The sequence below is a fragment of the Rhizobium sp. P44RR-XXIV genome, assembly GCF_001999485.2.
Classification (GTDB): Bacteria; Pseudomonadota; Alphaproteobacteria; order Rhizobiales; family Rhizobiaceae; genus Rhizobium.
The window spans coordinates 1931419-1954989 of the sequence record NZ_MPVZ02000029.1 but is presented as its reverse complement, the minus strand read 5'-3'; the positions used below and the strand labels follow the sequence as shown (position 1 = coordinate 1954989).

Here is a 23571-nt window from a genome sequence, read left to right as displayed (position 1 = left end):
CAATCGAAAAGGCACCCGGTAAATTCCGGCTGCACTGGTTCTTGTTCGGATGGGAATATGGGGCCAAGACATTCAATCGATAATCGCCTATATAAACCGAACACTTGTGAATTGAATTCAAAGCCAGGAGGAAGACGTGGACAATCGTGCCGGCGAGATGGACGTCTTCGTTCAGGTGGCGACGCTTCGCAGCTTCTCGGCGGCCGGGCGGAAACTGCGCCTGTCCCCGTCCGCCGTCAGCAAGCTCGTGACCCGGCTGGAGGAGCGGCTGGACACCCGTCTTGTCGTGCGCACGACGCGCTCGCTGCAATTGACGCCGGAAGGAGAGATTTACCTCGAAAAGGCGCAGGCGATCCTCGCGGATATTCAGGAAGCAGAGCGGATCGTGGCAGCGGGCGGAGCGGCCGCCCCACGCGGGCTGTTGCGCGTCAGCTCCTCAGTCGCCTTTGGGGTGAGCTGCATCGTGCCGCTGATACCCGATTTTCTGGCGCGCTATCCGGAGATCGAGCTCGACCTCTCACTCACCGACAGCGTCATCGACATTGTCGGCGAGCGCGCCGACGTCGCCATTCGCTCAGGCGTATTGCGGGACAGCTCGCTGAAGGCCCGCAAGCTGCTGGAAAGCCGCCGCGTCGTCATCGCATCGCCCTCCTATATCGAAAGGCGCGGCCTTCCGAAGACACCCGAGGATCTGGCGCACCATAATTGCCTGACCTTCAATTTTCGTCCAACCGCCGAAGCCTGGCCTTTTCGCGATCCGGCGACAGGCGCGCATTTCGTCATAACCGTCGAGGGTAATCTCCAGGCCAACAACGGCCCGACGGTGCGCAGCCTCTGCCTGGAAGGCGTGGGGCTTGCCCGTATCGGGCAATTTCACGTGCAGCCGGATCTCGATGCAGGGCGGCTGGTGGCCGTGCTGGAGGACTTCAATCCGGAGGATATCGAAAACGTCCATGCCGTCTACGCCGGTCACGAACATCTGGCGGCCCGTATCCGGGCGTTTATCGACTTTCTGGTTAACCGAATCGGATAAACTCAACCCCGATATCCCCAGGCCGGACAGCATTATTTGGAAACCGAACTCTATCTCCCGATCAAGACATTTCTCGAAGCTGCCGGCTATGCCGTGAAGGGCGAGATCGGCGGCTGCGATCTTGTCGGGCTCAATGACGACGAGCCTCCCGTTGTCGTCATCTGCGAGCTGAAGCTCTCTTTCAATCTCGAGCTGGTCCTGCAGGCCGTCGATCGCGCCGCCGCCAGCGATGAAGTATGGATTGCCGCCCGGGTCTCGGCGAAGGGCAAGGGCCGGGAAAGCGACCGGCGCTTCCGCGACCTCTGCCGTCGGCTGGGTTTCGGCATGCTCGCCGTATCTGATAATGGCAGCGTCGACATCGTCGTCAGCCCGATCGGGCCGATGCCGCGCAAGAATGCACGTCGCAGATCACGCCTTGTTGAAGAACATCGCCGGCGAAAGGGTGATCCCGCTCTTGGCGGCAGCACGCGCAAACCGATCATGACCGCCTATCGCCAGCAGGCCCTCGTCTGTGCCGCTGCGCTCGAAAATGGCGTGCAGCGACCCAAGGACATGCGCGCGTCAGCGCCAAAGGCGCCGCAAATTCTGAGAGATAACGTTTATGGCTGGTTCGAGCGCGTCGATCGCGGCATTTATGCGCTGACGGAACTCGGAGCGGAGGCTCTCAAGCGCTGGCCGGTGCAGCAACCTTAAATAAGGAAAAATTCCGGCTGAAAAACATTAAATTCATGTAATATCTTAAAATTTTGCAATAAAAACATGATCAATATTTAATTTGTAAAAGTCAATTGGCGGCTCATATTAACTATCAGCGCCAGTTCATTTTTATACTTCGCTTCCCGTAGTAAAGGCGGGAGCAAAGCTCCCGGAACGAATTGACGCGGACCGTTCGACGCCTGTCCCTGAGATGGACAAGACGCCAATTTCCAACGATCTCGCAAGGGACTTTTGCCATGTCATCTCTTCTCCGCAAGCACCGCACTGCCGCCATTGTTGGCGCCGCCATTATCGCCGGCGCGGGCGCATTGCCTTTTGCCTTCACCTCCGCAACCGTCGCCTCGGCGGCTGAACCCGCCGGCATCATCGCACCCGGCGGCTCCTTCGCCCCGATCGTCGATGCGGACAAGCCCGCCGTCGTCACCGTTACCACCACGATGAAGGCGACCGATACGAGCGCCGACAGCAGCAACTCGCCGATGGACGAGCAATTCCGCCAGTTCTTCGAGAACCAGGGCATTCCCTTCCCGAAGCAGGCACCGCGCCAGCAGCAGAGCCAGCGCGCCATGGCGCTCGGCTCGGGTTTCATCATCAGCCCTGATGGCGTCATCGTCACCAACAACCATGTCATCCAGAATGCCGTCGACATCAAGGTGACGCTCGACGACGGCACCGAACTGCCCGCCAAGCTGCTGGGCGCCGACGCCAAGTCGGACCTTGCCGTCCTGAAGATCCAGGCGCCGAAGCCGTTGGCTACCATCGCCTGGGGCGATTCCGACAGGCTGAAGCTCGGCGACCAGATCCTGGCGATCGGCAACCCCTTCGGCATCGGCACGACGGTAACAGCTGGTATTGTCTCGGCCCGTGGCCGCGACCTGCATAGCGGCCCCTATGACGACTTCATCCAGATCGATGCTCCGATCAACCACGGCAATTCCGGCGGCCCGCTCGTTGACCGCGAAGGCAATGTCGTCGGCATCAACACCGCCATCTACTCGCCGAATGGCGGCAGCGTCGGCGTCGGCTTTGCCATCCCCTCTGACGAGGCCAAGACGATCGTCGCCAAGCTCGAAAAGAGCGGTTCGATCGACCACGGCTATCTCGGCGTGGCCATTCAGCCGGTAACCTCGGATGTCGCCAATGCCATGGGTCTGCCGCAGACGCAGGGTGCGCTCGTTGCCAGCGTCAATGACGACACACCGGCTGCCCGTGCAGGCATCAAGAGTGGCGATATCGTCACTGCTGTCGGCAACGAAACCGTCAAGACGCCGAAGGATCTCTCGCGGCTTGTCGCCGATCTATCCCCGGGCGACCATCGCTCGGTCACTCTGTGGCGCAACGGCAAGAGCTTGGACGTCAACGTCACCATCGGCGGCAATGACGACAGCAAGCAGGCTGCAAACGATAGTGGCGACGACAAGGTGCAGCCTTCCAACCAGCCGAGCATCGGTGTCGGCCTTGCCAACCTCACCCCAGATGTGCGTCAGCAGCTGAACCTGCCGCGCAGTGTCGAGGGCGCCGTCGTTGCCAACGTCAACCCGGACAAGCCGGCGGCTGCCGCCGGCATCCAGACCGGCGACATCATCGTCTCGGTCAACGACCAGCCGGTCCGCAATGCTCATGAGGTGCAGACCGCCGTCGCGCAGGCAAACAAGGATGGCCGCAAATCCGTCCTGCTCCTGATCGAACGCGATGGCGCCAAGACATTCGTAGCCGTACCCTTCTCGGCTGCCTAAGGCCTGAACAAGACCAAACAAGCCGGCCCGTCTCTCATTCCGGAGGCGGGCCGGCTGCTTTCATGTCACCAGCAGCCCCTGCCGTTCGGCAAGACCGATGGTTGCCAGCGTTCCGGCGTTGAAGGGGAGAAAATCGGCCTCGATGCCGTCGCTGAAGATGACACCATGCTCGGCCATTTCGGAGACGACCGCCATCGACGTCTCCGCCGCGATCTGCCCCGATACCAGGGAAACGCCGGTCGTCCGGCTCGGAAAAGGCTCCCGCACGAAATAGTGCAGGAACTCGGCATCCCAGGGAAATGTCGCATCGGCAAGCCCGGCCGGTACCTCCATGCCGAAACTGGCAGCCGCTCCCGTCCAGCCGGCATAGAGACTCTTCAGCCATCCCGTCGACCCCATGCCTGTGGAAACGATGATCCCACTCGACGATTGCTTTTCGTGCGCCTCGCCGATCCGGAGATCGTAGCGGGCGGAGACGTGGCTTCGCGGGCCGATGAAGAGGTCATTGACCGCATAAAGCACCTCACCGGTATTCAATGACGCCTTCGCCATGCTGACTCGCTTGAGTGTTCTGCGCTGCGCCAGAGCCTCCGGCATCACCTTGCGAACGTCGCCCACACGGAACGGCAGCAACACGCCATCCCAGCGCTTCGGATCGGGATTGACGCCGAGCACATGCTGCCCATCGAGATATTTGAGCGTGTTGGCGACAAGACCATCCTGCCCGAGCACGACGACGATATCATCGGCACCGAAGATGAAATTGCCGAGATAGCGCCGGTTGAGCGTCTGCACCCGCGCGACTGCGCGAAGGCTGACTTCGACCTCCTGCACGGCCGCCCGGTAATGCTGCTGTTCCGCCAGATAATCACCGAAGTCCGCGCCGAGATGCTCGACATAGAACTGCGCCTGCTGGACGGTGTTGAACCGTACGATCAACTCGTCCAGACGCGTGTCACGCACGATCAGGACGATCTTTCTGTCGTCAGCCCGTCTATCCTCTGCGGCCGGCATCACTTAACCCCTTGGCTGCGGCTGCATGATTTCACGCAGGAGATCAGGCGTGACGTTGAGCTGGCCGATCTTGGTGGCGTTGTCGGCAAGATCGCGGAAGGCGAGTGCCATCAACTGGCCGGGATCCATGCCGACCGATGCCAGCGCCTGCAGCACTTTCGGATCGGCATCGCCGAACGACTTCATCATCGCGGCCAGACCATAGGCCTTTGCATCGGCCTCTTCACGCGCATTGGCCGAGGCAAGCGCAACGAACGACTTGTTCTGCTCTTCCAGGGCGATCCTGCCGGTCATCTCCTCGGCCCGGATCTGCAACTGCCGCTCCTGTACCGAACGTTCCGCATCCATCTGCGCCTCACGCACCTGGCGCTTCTTGTTTTCAACGGCAATTTCAGTGGCGAGCTCGTTTTCCTTGATCGTGCGTTCATGCTCGACGGCCGCGTTGCGGCGCGCATAGATCGCCTCGTCGGCGCTGCGCAACAGCGCCTCGCGGGCACTTGCCTCCAAAGCCTTGGCGGTCTCCGGCTTCGGCTTCACAGCCAGGATCGACAGGCTCAGGAGTTCCAGACCCAGCGCCTGCAGCGCCGGGTGACCATGCAGCGTGTTGGCGACGCGACCGACCAGCAATTCGCCGGCGGCCAGCACCTCCTTCAGCGACAAGGCCTGCACCTCGGCCCGCATCGCCACCTGAACCTGGTCGATCAATCGCTGCGACAGCTTCTGCGGATCTTCCGAACCGTAGACACCCTTGGCGTTGAGCGAGAAATCAAGCAGTTCTCCGGTCCGCTTCGGATCGGCGATGCGGTAGGTGATCTGGCCCTGGACAGTCACTTCCTGAAAGTCCGACGTCACTTCCGGAAAAATGAACGGTTCGTTGACGCTCGCAGTCGGCACCACGACCAGCGAGGTCGACGGCGCGAAGTACCAGAAGGAGAGCCCGGCGCCCTCACGCTGGGGCCGACCATTGCGATACTGGATCACATACTGGGTCGGCTGCGCCTTGATGAAACGAAATCCGAACATGAGTGCCTCCTGAGCGAAGAAGACGGCCTTGCAAGCCGCCACGGCGCAAAGAAACACCACTTAGTGATTAATGTCAACTAAGTTAGTTGAAACTTTACACTAAGGGGATGGCGCGCTATGTTCCACAGCATGAGCAGCTTCGAAGACTCCTATCAAAGGCCGATCGTCTCGGTCGATCTTGCCATTTTTGCGCTGACGGCGGCCGGGCTTGAGGTTTTGCTGGCGCGCCGCGGCGGCGCACCATTCGCTGGCGCTTGGGCGCTGCCCGGCGGGTGGATCCATGTCGATGAAGACGAGGATCTGGAGGCGGCGGCCCGGCGCGTGCTTCGCGACAAGACCGGCGTCGCCACGCCCTATCTTGAACAGGTCGGTGTCTACGGAAGCGCCGCGCGCGATCCTCGCGGCTGGAGCCTCAGCGTGACCTATATGGCGTTGATTTCGCTGGACGCGGCCGCCCTGCAGCAGGGTGGCAATGTCATTGATGTCGCCTGGTCGCCGATCAATGGCGAGGCCGTCGCAGAGCCCCTCGCCTTCGATCATGCCGCCATCCTGAAGGCCGCGATTGCAAGGCTGCGAAACAAGGTCGAATATTCGACGCTGCCGGTCCATCTGTTGCCGGAAGCCTTCACGCTGGGAGAATTACAGGCCGTCTATGAGCGCCTTTTGGGCCGAAGCCTCGATAAATCCGCCTTCCGAAAGCGCATGGCGGAGGTGGATTTCATCGAGCCCATCGAGGGAGAAATGCGCCGCGCCAGCAACCGCCCGGCCCAGCTTTATCGGCTGAAACAGGCACGCACGACCGTCTTCTTCGACAGGACGATCTAGGGCGATCAATTTCCACAGAAGAGACACTTCACCTTTGACACATGATCGTTTTTGTCCAAACTCTGCCGTTGTGATGGTACAAAGACGTCGTGGACGGATAGGAAAGAGCCGACGGCGAGCCTCTTGCCTGCCGGTGAAATAAGCGGCAAGGGGCTTCGACCCCCAACAGGATTAAGCGGCGGCAGGAGTTGGAGTGACTGATCCATACGATATTCTCGGCGTTGAACGCGACGCGAGCGAAGAGCAGATTAAGGCTGCCTATCGCAAACGGGCCAAGGCCGCTCATCCCGACTCCGGCGGCGACACCGAGGCCTTCTCGCGTTTGCAGAAAGCCTACGAGCTGCTTCTGGACCCCGTGCGCCGCAAGGTCTTCGACGATACTGGCTATGATGTCGAATTGACCGACGCCGTCGACCTGCAGGCGCTGGTTGCCATCGAGAAGCTTATTACCGACATGGTTCTCGACGAACGCGAACCAGGTACATTCGATCCGGTTGCCAAGATGCGCGCGGCTCTGCTCGAGGAGATCCGCAAGGCGCATTTCAGCAAAAGCGAGCTGGAACGGCACTCCAGCCGCATCAGCCTTCATCTCGACCGCCTCGGCAAGCCCTCCGGCAAGGATGTCGTTGGCCATATGCTGCGCGCCCGCATCAAGGCGATTGCCACCGCGATCGGTGAAACTGAAGCGAAGATCGGCGCCAATGAACGCGCCTGCGACATGCTGGACGGCTATCTCTATGTCATGGACGAGCTCTCCAACGAGGTGGAATTGGCGTCCGATATCGAATGGGACGATGCGCCAAAGGTTCGCTCTGCCGCCCAATGACTTCGAAAGCGCCCGATCTTCCGCGCTTACTTCGATCGCAGCAGCTTTTCAGCAACGTAATGTTGCAATGCAATAATCATCCCTAGACAAATCGAAAGCCTGGCCTAGATCAAGCCTCCAGTGTGCCGCTCGGCTCTATCGAAAGATGACGGCGCGGCAACTGGCCGGCGTCGGGAGACGCCTGCGCCAGTTGAAAATCTAAAAGGCGAGGTATGCGGTTGCTGGCTTCCGAAGCGGATGAAATCGTCTTTGAACATCTGAGCGAAAACCGATCGCGGGCCGCATTGAGAGGTGCATTCTGGTCGGCGCTCGATACGTTGATCCCGACAGCGCTCAACAGTCTCGTCTTTGTCGTCACTTCGCGTTTTCTTCTGCCGCAGGATTTCGGCCTGGTGGCGCTCGCCTTCGCTATTGTCAGTTTTACGGCCGGCTTTGGCCCAACCGCTTTCGGCGAAGCGCTGATCCAGCAGAAATCCATCCGCCGCAGCCATCTCGATACCGTTTTCTGGCTGTCCTTCTTCTCGGCGGCGATCCTCTATGCCGCACTCTTCCTCCTTTCCCCGACGCTTGCCCATTGGGTCGGCCATGACGAGATCGTCAGCCTGCTGATGATCATCGGATTGAAGATCTTCTTCGACATGATGATCATCGTTCCCAACGCCTTGATCGGGCGGACGATGTCCTTCCATCTCGCCGCCGTGCGCACCGCGATTGCCACCTTCGTATCGGCCACCATCTGCCTGTCGCTGATATTTGCCGGCTTTGGCCTATGGGCCCTGGCGATCGCCCAGATTGCGGCACCGGCCGCAGCCTGCGTGGCCGCCTTCTGGGGCGCCAGGTGGCTCCCTGGCGTCAGGATCAAGCTCTCAAGCCTGCGCGAACTGCTCCGCTACGGCGTCTTCGCGTCCGGCAACCGCTTCCTGCAGACCATGAACCTCGATCAGCTGATCATTGGCACCCTGGTGAGCCCGGCCGCGCTCGGTATCTATAACTTCGCGCGCCGTCTCTACGAAATGCTCAACAACGTCGTCGCCGGCGGCTTGACGTCGGTGAGCCATGTCCTGCTCTCCTCGCTGCAGCACGACCAGAAAAAGGTCCGCGAAGCCTTCCTCATGGCGACCTTCGGCTGCTCGTTGATTTCGTTTCCGGCTTTCATGGGACTCGCGGCTGTTGCCGATGACGCCATACCGTTGATCTTCGGCCCACACTGGACGGCGGCGATCTGGCCGGTGCGTTTCTTCTGCGTGATCGGCCTGATGGCCGGCATCGGCGTCATCCAGGCCTCGCTGATAACGAGCCAGGGCAAGTCCGACTGGTGGTTCTACTATCAGCTGGTGCGCAATATCGTTGCCATCCTCACAGTATTTTTTCTTTACGAATACGGCGTGGCGACTGTTGTCTTCGGGCTCATGCTCGGCGTCATCATGCTATGGCCGCTGACGCTCTGGATGGTCTCAAAATTGATCGGGCTCAGCATCCCCGAATATTTCGGCCAGTTCCTGAGGCCGATAGCCGCTTATCTCGGAATGCTCGTGGTGGTGCTGGCAACATCGTCTGCCCTCAGCGACTCCTCCCTTGCCGTCCGGCTGATCTGCGAAATACTGGTCGGCGGCCTCACCTATTCAGCTCTCATCTTCCTTCTATGCAGAGAAAGGATCCTCTTCCTGGTGCGCACGACGCTGCAAGGTCGTCGCGCAAAGGCATAATCACTGCCATCGCAAACAATGGATAGAAAGGGCCCGTCCCCCACGGCGCCCCTTCGATCCCAGCGATGAAAATACCAACTGTCAGAAAGGGCGCGTTTATGACACTGGTTACGTTCATTATTCCTGTTCGTCATCAGGCCAATTCCAATGATTGGCCTTCGTTGAAAAGCAGGCTATCGCAAACGATAGCCTCTATCTCCGGGCAATCCAACGGCGACTGGCGCGCCGTGATCGTCGCCAATGAAGGCGCCGATCTGCCCGATCTGCCACCGAAATTCTCGGTCGCGCGGGTGACCTTTCCGCCGAACCTGCTGCACGATATCAATGCTGCCGATCGCGAAAAGGTCTATGACGCCTTCCGCCTGGACAAGGGCCGGCGGGTGCTGGCCGGCATGCTATCTGCCCGCGACACACGCTTCTTCATGATTGTCGACGACGACGATTTCGTCAGCGCCGGTATCGTCGAATTTGCTGGAAAGAACAGCGATGCCAATGGCTGGAAGATCGACCGCGGCTATCTCTGGAACGAAGGCGGCCGGCTACTGCTGCACCACAATGACTTCGCCAATTACTGCGGCACGTCGCTGATCATCCGATCGGACCTCTACCGGCTGCCGGCAAGTTTCGAGGAAGCCGATATCGACTACATCAAGTCGATGCTGGGCAGCCATGTGCGCATCGGCAAGATGCTCGCCGAGGCAGGTCATCCGCTAGCATCGCTTCCATTTCGCGGCGCAATCTATCGCGTCGGGCATAGCGGCGCCCATAGCAAGTCCTCCAATCTCCTCCGGACCCATTTCCTGAACCCGTCGGTGCTGCGCCATCCACGTCAGCTGCTGGGCAATCTGTCGCGTGTCCGCCCACTCGATCGCAACCTGCGAAACGAGTTCTTCGGTGCCCGCGCTGCCGGATAGGGCAGCGCGTCATCTTCGCTCAACGAGGTCTCGCCCAATGATGGCTGACGCACCGAAACATAGATATGCCGCACTCGATGCCATGCGTGGCCTCGCGGCACTGGCCGTCGTGGTATACCATCTCGACAGGCCCTATGCGCCGTCGGCCTATGTCGCCGTTGACTTCTTCTTCGTCCTCAGCGGTTTCGTCATCGCCCGGGCCTATGGCGAGAAGCTTGCCGGCGGCATGACCGTGCTGGCCTTCATGAAGGCCCGATACACGCGGCTCTATCCACTCTTCCTGATCGGCAGCGTCTATGGCCTTATCCAGTTGCTGCTGCATTGGCAGGGATCGGGCGTTGGGCGAGCCGATCTTGGCGCAAGCATTCTTTCGACCATATTCATGCTGCCTTCGCCGAGCTTCCTCACGCGATCGGCCGGCGACCTCTGGCCACTCTATCCCTTGAACGGGCCGGCCTGGTCGCTGTTCTGGGAGTTGCTGGCGAACCTGATATTCGCGCTTGTCCTTTTCAGACTGAAAACCCGGAGCCTCGTTGTCGTCGCCGTTATTTCGCTGCTGGCTTTGATCGCTTCGGTCTTCTTTCACAAGTCGCTCGACCTCGGCTGGGAATGGCACTCCGTCGACGGCGGGCTTTCCCGGGTGCTTTTCTCCTTCACCCTCGGCATGATCATCTACCGGCTGCGGAGCAATTCCACGCTTGGGCGGACCGCTAACACCTATGCGGCCATCCTGCCGATTGCGGCGATCTGCATTCTGCTGTTCCTGCCGACCTATTCGCTGAAATATGCGCTGATATTCTGCGTCCTGATCTCGCCGCTTATCGTCCTCGCGGGCACGATGCTTGAGCTCCCGGCAAGGCTGCAGCGGATCGGCATTTTCCTCGGCTATCTCTCCTACCCGATCTACATGTGCCATCGCGGTTTTACCGAGATCTATGGCCATGTCTTCCGCGAGATGCAGCAGTCACAGCCTCTCGTCTATGTTCCCCTCTATCTCGTCCTCATCTCGATCATCGCATTTGTCACGGCGCAGTTGGCGACCGTGCTCGTCCGATATGCGTCATCCTGGAAAAGCGAGAGCAAGACGGTAAGCGCGAACGCGCCCGGCGAATAGCCGCCGGCCGGTCAGGTATGGACGGCGGCCAGCGCGACGGCGTCCGCGACCTCATCGCGACGCTCCGAGAGATTGGCGGTTGCGACGCGCAAGTGGCTGCTGCTCAGAATGGAGAACTTGGCACCCGGATGCACGGCGATACCGCGCGCAGCAAGCGTGACTATCGCGAAAGGTTCTGAGGAAACCGGTATCCAGGCGCATAGGCCGCCTCCATGCTGTGCCATCACACCCCGTTCGCCGAGCGCCTCGATCAGGCCATCGCGACGCTCCCGATATATTTTGCGGGCATGGTCCAGACAAGCCGCCGTCGCGGGATCGCGCAGCAGCCAGGCGGCGGCGGCCTGCAGGATACGGCTGGTCCAGCCGGAACTGAAGCTGCGATAGGATTGGATCTGGTCGATGATCGCGCGCGAGCTCGACAGCACCGCAAGGCGCAGATCCGGGCCGTGCGTCTTCGAAAACGAGAGAATATGGATGACACGGTCGGGGAAGAGATGTCCCATCGAATGGCGCGGCGCCGTCGAGATATCGGCAACACCATCGTCTTCGACGATCAGCGTATCCTTGTCGCGAAGAATCTCGGCAAGCCTTGCCATACGTGCTGGGCTGACGCTCTGGCCGGTGACGGAATGGATGCGCGGCTGAAAGATGAAGGCGACCGGGCGGTATTTCAACGCCTCCTCCAGCGCCGATGGCAGCGGCCCCTCCTCGTCGCATTTTACCGGAATGATGCGGGCGCCGCGATCCTCCAGAATATCCAGTAGTCGCATGCCTGTTGGGTCTTCGATGGCGACGGAAGCGCCCGGCATGACGAGAGCATTGATCAGCGTATAGACGGCATTATAGCCACCATTGGTTGCAAGGAAGGCTTCAGGCCCATAGGGCCAGCTCTTCCTGACCTCTTCCTCCAGCTCCGGCAGGATACGGCTGCGCTCATAGCTGTTGAGGCTCTCGGCCGAAGCCCCATAGGTCATTGCCGCCTCCAGCTTCGGCAACAGCCGGACATCGGGAACGGCTGCCGTCAGGTTCAATGCACCGTCGCCATAGTCGCCGACGCTTGCGAGACGGGCCGGCTTGGCAACGAAACGATCACCACTAACCCATGTACCGTTTCTGCCGCGACCGCTGATGATCTTTTGTCGCCGGAGCTCGCTCCACGCCTCGGACAGCGTTGCCGGGCTGATGCCGAGCGCAAAGGCCAGATCGCGGATCGGCGGCAGCTTGGTGCCGACAGGAAGCGCGCCGGCGCGGATCAACGCACTGGTTTCGATCGCGATTCCGCGAATCGTCCGATCGTTCAATTTTTCGGCAAACCACTTCGCATCCCGATTTTCGCTCATTTCCGCGCCATCTTTTAATGTTCAATAACGTAATAACATTTGATCGACCCATATTGAACATTTAACCATTGTGAAAACAAGTTTTCTCGCGAGTGAATATTCATGCCCCTTACTCTTCGCCTTGCCCTTCGTGACTGGGACTACATGACGCCGCTGGTCCTGGGAGACGTCTCCTCCCCCAAGCTCGACCTGAAGGTGGATCGGGTCGGCACGCTCATCTCGCATGTCGGCAAGAGCGATGCCTATGACGCCGCCGAAACCTCGTTCAGCCGCTACACGCAATTGCGCATCGACGGCGACGAGAGCGTCGTTGGCATTCCGAATTTCATCATGCGCGGCTTCCGCCACCGCTGCGTCATCACGGCCAAGGACAGCCCGATCACGAGCTTTGCGCAGCTGGCCGGAAAGCGCATCGGCGTCACCGGCTGGCGCGACTCCGGCAATACCTGGACGCGCGCCGCACTCCGCCGCGAAGGTGTCGGCGTCGAGGATGCCATGTGGTATGCCGGTCGCCTCACTGAAGCCCATCCGATCACCGACCGTCTCGACGGCTTCGGCCGCCCTGGCCGCATCGAGGCAGCGCCCGGCGAAAGGCCGATGGTCGACCTCCTGAAGGAAGGCGGCCTCGACGCGATCTTCACACCCTTCATGCCGGACGGCTATTTCGCCGGCGGCTCTGCCTTCCGCCAGCTCCTTTCCGATTTCCGCAGCGCCGAACGTCGCTATTTCGAGGATGTGGGCTATGTACCGGGTATGCACCTGATCGGATTGAAGGCGGAAATCGTCGCCGAGCATCCCTGGGTCATTGCCGAGCTGAGCGCCCTGATCGATGAATCGCAGCGTGTCTGGCTCAGCAAACGGCGCAAATATGCCGATACCACGCCCTTCATGCTCGACGAATTGCTGAAATCGGCGGCCGAGCTGCCGGAGGGCTGGGATGCAAGCGGCTTTGCGGCCAATCGCAAGATGATCGCAGACTTCGCCGGCGAGCTGCACATCCAGGGCATCCTGCCGCGGTTGATGACGCCGGAAGAACTCTTTCCGTTCGACGTCGATGGCAGCCGGACGAGCGCCAGGTAACCATCGACTAAAACTCAGAAATGCAAAGCAAAAAAAGGGGAACGCATATGTCGCTAAAGAAAATGACCTACCTTGCCGTGGCAGGCCTGATGATCTCGGGTTCGGCCTTCGCGCAAGACGCCAGCCTGCCGAAACTCTCGGTCAACGCCGATCTGCACGCCAAGCTGCCGGAAGCCCTGCGCACATCGGGCAAGATGATCTCTGTCAACAATGGCTCATTTCCTCCATATGAGATCGTCACCGGCACCAAGCTCACCGGCGCCAGCGCCGATCTGACCGACGCCATCGGCGAGATCCTTGGCGTGAAGATCGAGCACGAAAGCGTCAGCGGCCTGCCGGCAATCCTCGCAGGCATCAATTCCGGCCGCTACCAGTTCGCCTTCGGCCCGATCGGCGATTTCAAGAGCCGCGAGGAGGCCAATGATTTCGTCGACTGGGTGCAGGAATTCGTCGTCTTCGCCGTCCAGAAGGGAAATCCGAAAGCCATTACCTCGCTCGATAGCGCCTGCGGCCAGCGCATCGCCGTTATGGCCGGCGGCTCGGCGGAAAAGGTGATCCAGGTCCAGGCGGAAAAGTGCAAGACCGACGGCAAGGGCGCGATCGAAGTCCAGTCCTTCACTGATCAGCCGAGCTCGATCCTCGCTGTTCGCTCCAAGCGTTCCGACGCCTTCTTCTCGTCGCAAGCACCGCTCACCTATTTCGTGTCGCAGGCAAACGGCCAGCTGGAACTGACCGGCGTCGGCCAGAAGAACGGCTTCGAGGATCTCTATCAAGGCGCCGTTGTGCCGAAGGGCTCGCCGCTCGGACCTATTCTCAAGGACGCCGTTAAGGTTTTGATTGATAATGGCACCTATGCCGCCATCATGAAGAAATGGGGCCTTGAGAACAACATGATCAAGGAACCCGGTATCAACCTTGGCGGGACGTTGCCGAAATGAGCACGAATACCGGAGATATCGCATCGCCCTCCGGCGATGCGGCCGAGCGGGATGTGGCGAATGCCCACAAACCGTTCCCGAAGGGCCGCGTGGCAGCCTGGGTCGTGACACTTGCGATTGCGGCCTATTTCGCCTGGTCGGTCGCCAACAACGAGAACTTCGGCTGGCATGTCGTCGGCCAGTATTTCTTCGATCCAGTCGTCATCAGCGGCCTGTATGTCTCGCTTGGCCTGACTGTCGTCGCCATGGCGTTCGGCATCGTGCTCGGCCTGCTCCTGGCGGTCGCCCGCATGTCGAAGGATACGCTGGCAAGCTCGCTTGCCTCGCTATTCATCTGGTTCTTCCGCGGCACGCCGCTGCTCGTGCAGCTGATCTTCTGGTACAATCTCTCGACGCTTTTCCCGACACTTTCGATCGGTATTCCCTTCGGCCCGACCTTCGTCAGCTGGGACACGAATTCCGTCATCAGCCCGATGACCGCAGCCATCGCCGGCCTTGCGCTGAATGAAGCCGCCTATATGGCGGAGATCATCCGAGGCGGCCTGCTTTCGGTCGAAAGAGGCCAGTTCGAAACGGCCGAGGCCTTCGGCATGACGCGAGCCCGCGCGCTCCGCCGCATCATCATCCCGCAGGCGATGCGCTCCATCGTGCCGCCCACGGGCAACCAGCTCATCAGCATGATCAAGGCGACCTCGCTCGTCAGCGTCATCGCCATGGCCGACCTGCTCTATTCCGTGCAGTCGATCTACAATCGCACCTTCGAAGTCGTGCCGATGCTGCTCGTCGCCGTCATCTGGTATCTGCTGATCACCTCGGTGCTGAACATCGGCCAGAGCTATATCGAGCGCCATTATAGCCGCAGCGACCGCCGCACCGGCACAGTAAAAGCCATGAAGGAAGATGCGCCCGCCCTGGTGCCCGCACAGGAGGCAGGCCAATGAACGCCCACGTCAACCTGCCGCCGCTCGTGCGCGCCCGCAATGTCCACAAGTCCTTCGAACATCTCGAAGTGCTGAAGGGCATCGATCTCGATGTCGCGCCGGGCGAAGTGGTCGTCATCCTCGGCCCCTCTGGCTCCGGCAAATCCACCTTTCTGCGCTGTATCAACCACCTCGAATCCATCAATCGCGGCTCGATCGAGGTGGATGGCGAGCAGATCGGCTATCGCATGAACAGGGGCCGCCTCGTGCAGCTTTCCGGTCACGCGATCGCCCTGCAGCGGCGCAAGATCGGCATGGTGTTCCAGCAGTTCAATCTCTATCCGCATATGACGGCGCTGCAGAACATCATCGAAGCGCCGGTCGGCATTCACGGCGAAAGCCGCAAACAGGCGACGGATAATGCGCGGGCGCTGCTCGACCGTGTCGGTCTTTCGGCCAAGGCAGACAATTACCCTCGGCAGCTATCCGGCGGCCAGCAGCAGCGCGTGGCAATTGCCCGGGCCTTGGCGATAAAGCCCAAGCTGATGCTGTTCGACGAGCCGACCTCGGCGCTCGATCCGGAACTCGTCGGCGAAGTGCTCGCCACCATGCGCGACCTCGCCAAGCAGGGCCTGACGATGATCGTCGTCACCCACGAGATCGGCTTTGCCCGCGAAGCGGCCGACCGGGTCGTCTTCATGGATGGCGGCAAGATCGTCGAAGAGGGCAAGCCGGAGAATGTGATCGGCAACCCGCAGCATCCCCGCACCAGAAGCTTCCTGTCGCGCTTCATCTAGCGCGACAGCATTCGACCTTTTTTGACGCGCCCCCACGCAAGCAAACCACTGGAATGGCCATGACCCTCGACAACGATTTCGCCCGCCTTTCGGATTTCGAACCGATGAAGGCCGAATTGACCGGCATCCGGCAGCATCTGCATGCCAATCCCGAGCTTTCCTATGAGGAGGCGGAGACAGCCCGCTTCGTCGCCGAGAAGCTGGAAGGCTGGGGTTACGAGGTGACGCGCAATGTCGGCGGCCATGGCGTCGTCGCGCGCCTTACCGTTGGGGCCGGCAAGAAGAGCATCGCCATCCGCGCCGATATGGACGCCCTGCCGATCGCCGAGCAGACGGGTCGCCCCTATGCTAGCAAAGCACCAGGAAAGATGCATGCCTGCGGCCATGACGGCCACACGACGATGCTGTTGGGGGCGGCCGAATATCTCGCTCGCACCCGCCGCTTCAATGGCACCGTCAACCTGATCTTCCAGCCGGCCGAGGAAGGCGGCGCCCCAAGTGGCGCCCAGGCCATGATCAATGACGGCTTGTTCGAGCGCTTTCCCTTCGACGTCATCTTCGGCCTGCACAATCATCCCGGCGCCGCGGAGGGCTCATGGCTGATGCGGTCCGGCCCGCTGATGGCAGCGGCCGATACCGCCGAGATCACGATTATTGGCAAGGGCGGCCATGCCTCCCGTCCGCACCTGACGGTCGATCCGATCGTTGTGGCCTGCAATCTCGTCATGAGCCTGCAGACGATCGTCTCCCGCAGCATCGACCCGACACAGACAGCCGTCGTCACCGTCGGCTCCATCCATGCCGGTGAGGCGTCAAACGTCATCCCCGAAAGCGCGAAGATGCTGCTCAGCATCCGCTCCTTCGATCCGACGATACGCGGATTGCTCGAAACTCGCATCCGCACACTGGTTCAATCCGTCACAGAAGGTTACGGCGCCAGCGCCGAGATAGATTACATCCGTGGCTATCCGGTCGTCGTCAATTCCGAGGCGGAAACCGCTTTCGCGCGCACGGTTGCGGAAGAGCTTGTCGGCGCAGACAAGGTCACCACATGCAATCTCATCCCCGGCAGCGAAGATTTTTCTTACTTCCTGGAGCACAAGCCCGGCAGCTTCCTGCGCCTCGGCAACGGCGTCAATTCGCCGATACTGCACAGCGCAAAATATGACTTCGCCGACGAGAGCCTCACCGTCGGCGCCGCCATGTGGGCACGTCTGACCGAACGCTACCTCGACGCCTAGGCAGAAGCACAGGCGCCTGCCCATACCCGAACAACGAGCCGGCAGCCCTGACCATGGTCAGGGCTGATCCGAATTTCGCTGTGAGATATTTGTAAGGCATGCTGGCGCCAAGCGCCGTCCGAAGATCTCGCCGTGTCAGGGCACGGCGGAGGCCGAGCCCTCAAGACCCGTCACTTATCCAGGGAACCGAGGCTGTCAGATGCGGCAGGCGCGGTGTTTTCGGGGCGCGCCGTTTGCAGGCCGGCCTTCAGCTGCGGGTCCTGAGGCTGTACCATCCGCCATTCGCTCTCGAGACGATCAATCACATACGTAGGAATTTCATTTCTTACGTTTTCGAACTCTTGCATCACGACCTCCATTGCCATGCGATATTGGCATGACATGGAAGAGATTCTTTGTAAATCAAGGTATTAAAAAATTTAAACGATTAAAATTACTTTAATCGTTTGAAATTCCTTCGTCTGTGGACAAGGTCTCGCTCCCACCCATGGGTCCTGCTATTTCGAAGCGGAATCACTCCCCTTACCCTCCGCGAAATTGCCGTCACGGTAACGAGAAGCGGGCGACCGCCTCCGATCGTCGAATTCGAAATCCTGCGCACGCCACATCGAATCGTGCTGTTCGCGCACGGCATCAGCCGATTGGCGAACGACCTCGGAGATCCGCATGAGCTGCTTGGCCAGGGGGCTCGTCTTGCGCCAGATCATGCCGATCGTGCGCGACGGCTGCGGGCTTTGGAAACGGACAGCAGATACCGAGGCGGAACGAGTCTCCACCGCCACTGCCATCTCCGGTATCAAAGTGACACCGATGCCGGCGCTAACCATTTGCACCAACGTCGATAGCGAGCTGCCGTCCATAAGCTCCCGCGGCAGCGCCGACTGAATGCTACAGAACGACAAAGCCTGGTCGCGGAAACAATGCCCCTCTTCCAGCAGCAGCAATCGCATCTCGCGCAGCGCCTCTCGATTGGGTACCGGCTTGCCTTCATCCTCGCTTGGCCGCACCAGCACGAAGTTTTCCGCAAACAGCGCCACCTCCGTCAGCGAGGGCTCGGATACGGGCAGGGCAACGATGGCCGTGTCAAGCCTTCCTTCCGCCAGCTCCTCCACAAGTTTTGAGGTCAGCGTCTCGCGCACATGAATATCAAGCCCATCATACATGCTGGTGAGGTTACCGATGATGGTGGGCAGCAGATAAGGCGCGACCGTCGGGATCACGCCGATCCGCAGCCGCCCGACGGGCTGGTTTCGTGAAGCGCGCGCCAGATCTCCCAGCTCATCCACCGAGCGCAGAATCTCACGGACACGCACGGCAAACGCCTCTCCGAAATTGGTGAGGCGAACCTGCCGCGCACCTCTTTCGAACAGATCGGTCCCGAGCTGCTCCTCCAGTTCCTTGATCTGCATCGACAGGGCTGGCTGGGAGATCGCGCAGACATCCGCCGCCCGCCCGAAGTGACCGTGCTTTGCCAAGGCCTCGAAATACCGAAGCTGTTTGAGGGTGAGATTTGTCATAAGCTCATCTTATAGCGTCGATCAGGAAATCCAACTTAAATTAATGGAACGGCTTGACTATAGTGCGCACGCCGGAAATGAAATGCCGCCGCGATGTCACACGACGCTCACATTGAGAGCATTGACTGCGGTGGTTGATTGATGCCCTGGACCGGTTGAAATGCCAGGCGCCAAATATGATTTGCCTCCGGACGGCCCGCTTCGCGGGAGGTCAGAATAGTTAGAGATTCCACGCGCGTGACATGTCGTCATTGCGCCAGACGCGAAACCGAACTGCTTCCCAAGGGGTGACGACACCTTCAGGGCAGTATGCTTCAAGCCATTACAAGGGAGAAAATTATGGACAATAAAGTCGAAGGCGCTGGCAAGTGTCCGTTTCCGCACGGCAACACGACCGTGTCGGCCAGATCGAACCGTGACTGGTGGCCGAACCAGCTGAACCTCAAGATTCTTCACCAGAATTCCGCACTGTCCAGCCCGATGGGCAAGACATTCAACTACGCCGAGGAATTCAAGAAGCTCGACCTCGAGGCCCTGAAGAAGGACCTCACCGCGCTGATGACGGATTCGCAGGAGTGGTGGCCGGCCGACTTCGGTCATTACGGCCCGCTCTTCATCCGTATGGCATGGCATAGCGCCGGCACCTACCGCACAGCCGATGGCCGCGGCGGCGCATCGTCGGGCACGCAGCGCTTTGCGCCGCTCAACAGCTGGCCGGACAACGTCAACCTCGACAAGGCACGCCGCCTGCTCTGGCCGATCAAGCAGAAATACGGCAACAGCATCTCCTGGGCCGACCTGTTGATCCTGACCGGTAACGTCGCGCTGGAATCCATGGGCTTCAAGACCTTTGGCTTCGGCGGCGGCCGTGAGGACGTCTGGGAACCGGAAGAAGACATCTACTGGGGCGCAGAAGACACCTGGCTTGCCGACAAGCGCTACACCGGCGACCGCGATCTGGAAAACCCGCTCGCAGCCGTGCAGATGGGCCTCATCTACGTCAATCCGGAAGGCCCTAACGGCAATCCGGACCCGATCGCTTCGGCCCGCGACATTCGCGAAACCTTCGCCCGCATGGCCATGAACGACGAAGAAACCGTCGCCCTCATCGCCGGTGGCCACACCTTCGGCAAGACGCATGGTGCCGGCGATGCCGCCCATGTCGGCCCGGAGCCGGAAGCAGCCGGCATTGAAGAACAGGGCCTCGGCTGGAAGAACAGCTTCCGCAGCGGCAAGGGCGGCGACACCATCGGCAGCGGTCTGGAAGTGACCTGGACCTCGACGCCGACCAAGTGGAGCAACAACTTCTTCTGGAACCTGTTCGGCTACGATTGGGAACTGACAAAGAGCCCGGCCGGTGCACACCAGTGGACCCCGAAGCATGGCGCAGGCGCCAACTCTGTGCCGGACGCACACGACAGCTCCAAGCGTCACGCGCCGGCCATGCTGACGTCCGACCTCGCTCTGCGCCTCGACCCGGCCTATGAGAAGATCTCGCGGCACTTCTTCGAGAACCCGGACGCCTTTGCTGACGCCTTTGCCCGCGCCTGGTTCAAGCTGACGCACCGCGACATGGGCCCGCACGCCCGCTATCTCGGCCCGGAAGTTCCGACGGAAGAGCTCATCTGGCAGGATCCGATCCCGGCAGCCAATCACGCTCTGATCGACGCCAACGATATCGACGCGCTGAAGGGCGAGATCGCAGCCTCGGGCCTCACCATCCCGCAGCTGGTTTCGACAGCCTGGGCTTCCGCATCGACCTTCCGCGGTTCCGACAAGCGTGGCGGTGCCAATGGCGCTCGCATTCGTCTTGCGCCGCAGAAGGATTGGGAGGCCAACCAGCCGGCCCAGCTCGCTTCCGTGCTCAGCACGCTCGAAGGCATCCAGAAGAAGTTCAACGATGCCCATACCGGCGGCAAGCAGGTTTCTCTGGCCGATCTGATCGTCCTCGGCGGCTCCGTTGCCGTCGAACAGGCTGCGAAGAAGGCCGGCCACGATGTGGTCGTTCCCTTCGCACCGGGCCGTACCGATGCATCGCAGGAACAGACCGACGTAGAAGCCTTTGCCGTTCTCGAGCCGATCGCCGATGGCTTCCGCAACTATCAGAAGCGTGCCTACACGGTCTCGTCGGAAGAGCTGCTGATCGACAAGGCCCAGCTGCTGACGCTGACTGCGCCTGAAATGACGGTCCTCCTCGGCGGCCTGCGTGCGCTGAACGCCAATGCCGGCCAGACCCAGCATGGCGTCTTCACCAAGCGTCCGGAAACGCTGACCAACGACTTCTTCGTCAACCTGCTCGACATGGGCACGGAGTGGAAGGCCGTTTCGGATGCAAAGGACGTGTTCGAAGGACGCGACCGCGCAACCGGCGAAGTCAAGTGGACCGCCACGCGCGCCGACCTCGTCTTCGGCTCCAACTCGCAGCTGCGCGCTATCGCCGAAGTCTACGGCCAGGGTGACGCCACCCAGAAGTTCGTACGCGACTTCGTGGCTGCCTGGACCAAGGTGATGAACGCCGACCGCTTCGACATCGCCTGATGTGAAGTAGAAAAACATTCGGACGCGGCCGGTTTCAGGCCGCGTCCGGATCGTCCTGTCACTTTACAGGATGCTGCTGCGTAATAGCTTTCTCGTGGCTAATATTGATTGCGGTTGGACGCCGCGGCCCAGGCCGCACCGATCCAGGAAGCGGCGATCGCAAGAACGAGAGAGATGCAGGCGACGAAGGCACCCGTCGAAACGATTTTTGCCGTGACGGAAGCTGCCTGAATAGCCTTTGCCTTGGCTGCATCGACGGCCTGGTGATATTGCTGCTCGTATTGAGCTACCTCATTCTTCGCTTGATCCGCCGGAATATTCTGGGCACGCGCCAAAGCGTCGGCGGCACGGGTGCGGGCTTCGTCGGCCTTCGCGGGGTCGCCGGTGAGTACGGCCTGGACGGACGAAATCGCTGCCTGACGCAGTGCCTGCGGATCATTGCCGGTGTCGCGGATCTGCTGCTCGATCGCATCCATCGGATTGGGCATATTGCCAATGGCGGGGGCCGCGCTGACTGCAGCAGTTTGAACGGTCTTGCCCGCGCCTGACAACAGTTCCGTGGCGCCGTTGAAGGCACCGCCTACCACTGCACCGACAGATGTGGTCAAGAGATAGACGACGATCAGGGTCGATACGGCCCAGGCGGCGATCCCATGCAGGACCCCGACGGCGGTCGATATAGTCCCGGAAAGACGGCTCGCGACATAGCCGCCGACGAAAGCCGCCAGCAGGCCCGACACGATGAACCAGGCTGCCCCGGAAATCGAGGCGGCGAGACCGGGCGCGCTCTGGCTGTTGCTTGGGTTGACGATTGCAGCGCCGATACCGACGCCGAGGAGGTTCAGCACGATCTGAACGGCAAGGGCGATGGCGCTGGCCGCAAGGATCGCGCCCCAAGATGTTCGCCGCATGAACGGCATATCTGCGGATGTTGGATAACTGGTGTTATAGCTCATGGATTCACTCACGGGACTAACCTCGCGACGCGTTTATGGGAGCGGGCCGCTTGCGCTGGTCCGCCGATTTTGAAGATCACAATGGACATGCGGGGAATGACAACGGCGCGCGACCGGATGGCGGGCGCCGGTGTCGATCGCTTGTCAGCGAGCCGGGCTCAACTGCAGACGCGAAACACCCGCCGCGACGTTAAGGCCGGTTCCGGCCTCGGCGCTCAGTGGCTGCAGGGCAAAGTTCTTCGAGTTGCCGCCGATCAGGACGTTCGCGCCAAGCCCGAGGCCGACGGAAGCGCCCGCGGAGGCGCCGACATAGGTACCGGCAAGAGCGCCGTCACCGATGCGAGCAGGCGCAGTGTTGACCACGACCCAGCTCAGATAGGACTTGCCGGTAATCCCGATATCGATGCCGAGCTTACCGATAGTTCCGGTGTAGCGCTCCAGTTTGCCAGAGCTCTGCTTGAAGGTGCAGCTGACCGTCTTGCTGGAACCGATGAGCATGCCGACGCCGCCGGCAACCTCGCAGGAGAGCGTTCCCAGGCGTTCCTTAGGCTCGGACGCGACCTGCGCCGGGTGCTTTTTGGGATGATGATGCGTGCTGGCAGCGGAAGCTGCAGAACCAAAGGCAACGGAAATGGCCGCAGCCGCGATAATGGTTTTGTTCATGATGTCTCCTTGCGGAAATTGAGCGCGGCCGTGAGGTCGGCCTGCGCCCTATGCCTAGACACTGATCTCGGACTGATCTGACGATCCTTCATCGGTGCTGAGGGCGATATTGTTGATGATGCGAATGCCGGCATATTCGCCGGCAATCCCGAGCGCCCGCTCACGCGCTTCGTCTGATGATGCGATGCCCGAAAGGACAATCGTGCCCTCGACGCTGGCAACCTCGATATGCGAGTCTTCGAGCCCATCGGCATAGGCAATCAGGCACCGGATAGCTGCGCAGGTCGCGCAGCTATCGGACGACGCCGTTAGCGATGAAAGCTTGGCCAGAAAGAGCATCGGGACGCCTCGGGGATCGCAAGAGCGGACGCGCGCTTCTTAGCGAAGCGCATCCTTGATGGCGTCCTTGGCCTTGCCGACCTTGGCCTGGATTTTTCCTTCGACCTTTTCGGCAGCGCCTTCGGCTCTGAGCTGGTCGTTGCCGGTCAGCTTGCCCGCGGCCTCCTTGATGGAGCCGCTTACTTCCTTGGCTGCACCCTTGATACGGTTCTTATCCATGGTCTTGTCTCCTAGCTTGTTCAAAAGCAGCGGCCTCGGTTTTGACCGAAGCCATGAACAAGGAAGTAGGGCGGGGCGGCATGGGCTTTCAGAGCGGAAAATACTATTGGCGCTA

Annotated in this window: 23 protein-coding genes; 14 read left to right on the top strand and 9 right to left on the bottom strand. The window is 60.6% G+C overall.

The window, feature by feature from the left end; all coding sequences use genetic code 11:
* Window positions 1-136 precede the first annotated feature (136 nt).
* From BSK43_RS34865 to BSK43_RS34855, 3 genes are all read left to right on the top strand, one after another.
* A complete protein-coding gene (locus BSK43_RS34865; protein ID WP_077470348.1) occupies window positions 137-1033 on the top strand; it encodes a LysR family transcriptional regulator in 897 nt (298 codons plus the stop codon).
* 36 nt (window positions 1034-1069) lie between these two features.
* On the top strand, window positions 1070-1726 hold the full coding sequence (locus tag BSK43_RS34860) for a DUF2161 family putative PD-(D/E)XK-type phosphodiesterase (protein WP_077470347.1): 657 nt from the start codon (window positions 1070-1072) through the stop codon (window positions 1724-1726).
* Window positions 1727-1986: 260 nt separating this feature from the next.
* Complete coding sequence (locus BSK43_RS34855) at window positions 1987-3486, top strand: DegQ family serine endoprotease (RefSeq protein WP_077470346.1); 1500 nt, start codon at window positions 1987-1989, stop codon at window positions 3484-3486.
* Window positions 3487-3546: 60 nt separating this feature from the next.
* Here the strand turns inward: BSK43_RS34855 and BSK43_RS34850 are convergent, their stop codons facing one another.
* Together BSK43_RS34850 and BSK43_RS34845 are read right to left on the bottom strand one after the other, a co-directional pair.
* A complete protein-coding gene (locus BSK43_RS34850) occupies window positions 3547-4500 on the bottom strand; it encodes a sugar kinase (protein ID WP_077470345.1) in 954 nt (317 codons plus the stop codon).
* A 3-nt stretch (window positions 4501-4503) separates the two neighbouring features.
* Complete coding sequence (locus BSK43_RS34845) at window positions 4504-5523, bottom strand: SPFH domain-containing protein (protein ID WP_077470344.1); 1020 nt, start codon at window positions 5521-5523, stop codon at window positions 4504-4506.
* A 117-nt stretch (window positions 5524-5640) separates the two neighbouring features.
* Between BSK43_RS34845 and BSK43_RS34840 the strand changes: the two genes are divergently transcribed.
* From BSK43_RS34840 to BSK43_RS34820, 5 genes are all read left to right on the top strand, one after another.
* On the top strand, window positions 5641-6348 hold the full coding sequence (locus BSK43_RS34840) for an NUDIX domain-containing protein (protein ID WP_246662784.1): 708 nt from the start codon (window positions 5641-5643) through the stop codon (window positions 6346-6348).
* A gap of 193 nt (window positions 6349-6541) precedes the next feature.
* On the top strand, window positions 6542-7174 hold the full coding sequence (locus tag BSK43_RS34835; protein WP_077470343.1) for a DnaJ domain-containing protein: 633 nt from the start codon (window positions 6542-6544) through the stop codon (window positions 7172-7174).
* Between the two features lie 212 nt (window positions 7175-7386).
* Window positions 7387-8880 (top strand): lipopolysaccharide biosynthesis protein, encoded by a 1494-nt coding sequence (locus BSK43_RS34830; RefSeq protein WP_077470342.1) that lies wholly within the window; start codon window positions 7387-7389, stop codon window positions 8878-8880.
* Between the two features lie 98 nt (window positions 8881-8978).
* Window positions 8979-9794: a galactosyl transferase gene (locus BSK43_RS34825; RefSeq protein WP_077470341.1), complete on the top strand. Its 816-nt coding sequence runs from the start codon at window positions 8979-8981 to the stop codon at window positions 9792-9794.
* A gap of 37 nt (window positions 9795-9831) precedes the next feature.
* A complete protein-coding gene (locus tag BSK43_RS34820) occupies window positions 9832-10908 on the top strand; it encodes an acyltransferase (protein WP_077470340.1) in 1077 nt (358 codons plus the stop codon).
* A gap of 11 nt (window positions 10909-10919) precedes the next feature.
* On the opposite strand, the gene BSK43_RS34815 is transcribed toward BSK43_RS34820, so the two are convergent.
* On the bottom strand, window positions 10920-12248 hold the full coding sequence (locus BSK43_RS34815) for a PLP-dependent aminotransferase family protein (protein WP_077470339.1): 1329 nt from the start codon (window positions 12246-12248) through the stop codon (window positions 10920-10922).
* Window positions 12249-12350: 102 nt separating this feature from the next.
* Here BSK43_RS34815 and BSK43_RS34810 point away from each other — a divergent pair, with 102 nt between their 5' ends.
* Genes BSK43_RS34810 through BSK43_RS34790 form a run of 5 tightly spaced genes read left to right on the top strand, consistent with a single transcriptional unit; the run spans window position 12351 to window position 17224 of the window.
* Window positions 12351-13328, top strand: a complete 978-nt coding sequence (locus BSK43_RS34810) for an ABC transporter substrate-binding protein (RefSeq protein ID WP_077470338.1) — start codon at window positions 12351-12353, stop codon at window positions 13326-13328.
* 47 nt (window positions 13329-13375) lie between these two features.
* Window positions 13376-14266: an ABC transporter substrate-binding protein gene (locus BSK43_RS34805; RefSeq protein ID WP_077470337.1), complete on the top strand. Its 891-nt coding sequence runs from the start codon at window positions 13376-13378 to the stop codon at window positions 14264-14266.
* Window positions 14263-15207 (top strand): amino acid ABC transporter permease, encoded by a 945-nt coding sequence (locus tag BSK43_RS34800; RefSeq protein ID WP_077470336.1) that lies wholly within the window; start codon window positions 14263-14265, stop codon window positions 15205-15207. Before BSK43_RS34805 ends, BSK43_RS34800 begins: the two co-directional genes overlap by 4 nt.
* Entirely contained in the window at window positions 15204-15983 is a 780-nt protein-coding gene (locus BSK43_RS34795) for an amino acid ABC transporter ATP-binding protein (protein WP_077470335.1), read from the top strand. Before BSK43_RS34800 ends, BSK43_RS34795 begins: the two co-directional genes overlap by 4 nt.
* Before the next feature lie 59 nt (window positions 15984-16042).
* Window positions 16043-17224, top strand: a complete 1182-nt coding sequence (locus tag BSK43_RS34790) for a M20 aminoacylase family protein (RefSeq protein WP_068395975.1) — start codon at window positions 16043-16045, stop codon at window positions 17222-17224.
* Window positions 17225-17394: 170 nt separating this feature from the next.
* Here the strand turns inward: BSK43_RS34790 and BSK43_RS35320 are convergent, their stop codons facing one another.
* The gene (locus BSK43_RS35320) at window positions 17395-17571 is read right to left on the bottom strand and encodes a hypothetical protein (protein ID WP_169055502.1); all 177 of its coding nucleotides are present in this window, start codon (window positions 17569-17571) and stop codon (window positions 17395-17397) included.
* Between the two features lie 150 nt (window positions 17572-17721).
* A complete protein-coding gene (locus BSK43_RS34785; protein WP_077470334.1) occupies window positions 17722-18741 on the bottom strand; it encodes a hydrogen peroxide-inducible genes activator in 1020 nt (339 codons plus the stop codon).
* A gap of 339 nt (window positions 18742-19080) precedes the next feature.
* On the opposite strand from BSK43_RS34785, the gene katG reads away from it, so the two are divergent.
* Window positions 19081-21279, top strand: a complete 2199-nt coding sequence (gene katG, locus BSK43_RS34780; protein ID WP_077470333.1) for a catalase/peroxidase HPI — start codon at window positions 19081-19083, stop codon at window positions 21277-21279.
* 98 nt (window positions 21280-21377) lie between these two features.
* Here katG and BSK43_RS34775 read toward each other — a convergent pair whose 3' ends face one another.
* The 4 genes from BSK43_RS34775 to BSK43_RS34760 form a co-directional block, all read right to left on the bottom strand.
* Window positions 21378-22190 (bottom strand): PhnA-like protein, encoded by an 813-nt coding sequence (locus BSK43_RS34775; protein WP_246662783.1) that lies wholly within the window; start codon window positions 22188-22190, stop codon window positions 21378-21380.
* A 189-nt stretch (window positions 22191-22379) separates the two neighbouring features.
* Window positions 22380-22898, bottom strand: coding sequence for a DUF992 domain-containing protein (locus BSK43_RS34770; protein WP_174073870.1), 519 nt, complete (start codon window positions 22896-22898; stop codon window positions 22380-22382).
* Between the two features lie 54 nt (window positions 22899-22952).
* Entirely contained in the window at window positions 22953-23237 is a 285-nt protein-coding gene (locus BSK43_RS34765) for a BON domain-containing protein (protein ID WP_077470331.1), read from the bottom strand.
* Window positions 23238-23276: 39 nt separating this feature from the next.
* Window positions 23277-23456 carry a CsbD family protein gene (locus BSK43_RS34760; protein ID WP_068395212.1) on the bottom strand — a complete coding sequence of 60 codons (180 nt, stop codon included), beginning with the start codon at window positions 23454-23456 and terminating at the stop codon, window positions 23277-23279.
* Window positions 23457-23571: the final 115 nt, after the last annotated feature.

Coding starts and splice junctions, on each gene's coding strand:
- BSK43_RS34770 (WP_174073870.1), bottom strand. CDS start 22,898: ATGAACAAAACCATTATCGCGGCTGCGGCCATTTCCGTTGCCTTTGGT.
- BSK43_RS34785 (WP_077470334.1), bottom strand. CDS start 18,741: ATGACAAATCTCACCCTCAAACAGCTTCGGTATTTCGAGGCCTTGGCA.
- BSK43_RS34815 (WP_077470339.1), bottom strand. CDS start 12,248: ATGAGCGAAAATCGGGATGCGAAGTGGTTTGCCGAAAAATTGAACGAT.
- BSK43_RS34830 (WP_077470342.1), top strand. CDS start 7,387: ATGCGGTTGCTGGCTTCCGAAGCGGATGAAATCGTCTTTGAACATCTG.
- BSK43_RS34800 (WP_077470336.1), top strand. CDS start 14,263: ATGAGCACGAATACCGGAGATATCGCATCGCCCTCCGGCGATGCGGCC.
- BSK43_RS34855 (WP_077470346.1), top strand. CDS start 1,987: ATGTCATCTCTTCTCCGCAAGCACCGCACTGCCGCCATTGTTGGCGCC.
- BSK43_RS34805 (WP_077470337.1), top strand. CDS start 13,376: ATGTCGCTAAAGAAAATGACCTACCTTGCCGTGGCAGGCCTGATGATC.
- BSK43_RS34825 (WP_077470341.1), top strand. CDS start 8,979: ATGACACTGGTTACGTTCATTATTCCTGTTCGTCATCAGGCCAATTCC.
- BSK43_RS34810 (WP_077470338.1), top strand. CDS start 12,351: ATGCCCCTTACTCTTCGCCTTGCCCTTCGTGACTGGGACTACATGACG.
- BSK43_RS34760 (WP_068395212.1), bottom strand. CDS start 23,456: ATGGATAAGAACCGTATCAAGGGTGCAGCCAAGGAAGTAAGCGGCTCC.
- BSK43_RS34795 (WP_077470335.1), top strand. CDS start 15,204: ATGAACGCCCACGTCAACCTGCCGCCGCTCGTGCGCGCCCGCAATGTC.
- katG (WP_077470333.1), top strand. CDS start 19,081: ATGGACAATAAAGTCGAAGGCGCTGGCAAGTGTCCGTTTCCGCACGGC.
- BSK43_RS35320 (WP_169055502.1), bottom strand. CDS start 17,571: ATGCAAGAGTTCGAAAACGTAAGAAATGAAATTCCTACGTATGTGATT.
- BSK43_RS34775 (WP_246662783.1), bottom strand. CDS start 22,190: ATGCGGCGAACATCTTGGGGCGCGATCCTTGCGGCCAGCGCCATCGCC.
- BSK43_RS34845 (WP_077470344.1), bottom strand. CDS start 5,523: ATGTTCGGATTTCGTTTCATCAAGGCGCAGCCGACCCAGTATGTGATC.
- BSK43_RS34820 (WP_077470340.1), top strand. CDS start 9,832: ATGATGGCTGACGCACCGAAACATAGATATGCCGCACTCGATGCCATG.
- BSK43_RS34840 (WP_246662784.1), top strand. CDS start 5,641: ATGTTCCACAGCATGAGCAGCTTCGAAGACTCCTATCAAAGGCCGATC.
- BSK43_RS34850 (WP_077470345.1), bottom strand. CDS start 4,500: ATGCCGGCCGCAGAGGATAGACGGGCTGACGACAGAAAGATCGTCCTG.
- BSK43_RS34790 (WP_068395975.1), top strand. CDS start 16,043: ATGACCCTCGACAACGATTTCGCCCGCCTTTCGGATTTCGAACCGATG.
- BSK43_RS34765 (WP_077470331.1), bottom strand. CDS start 23,237: ATGCTCTTTCTGGCCAAGCTTTCATCGCTAACGGCGTCGTCCGATAGC.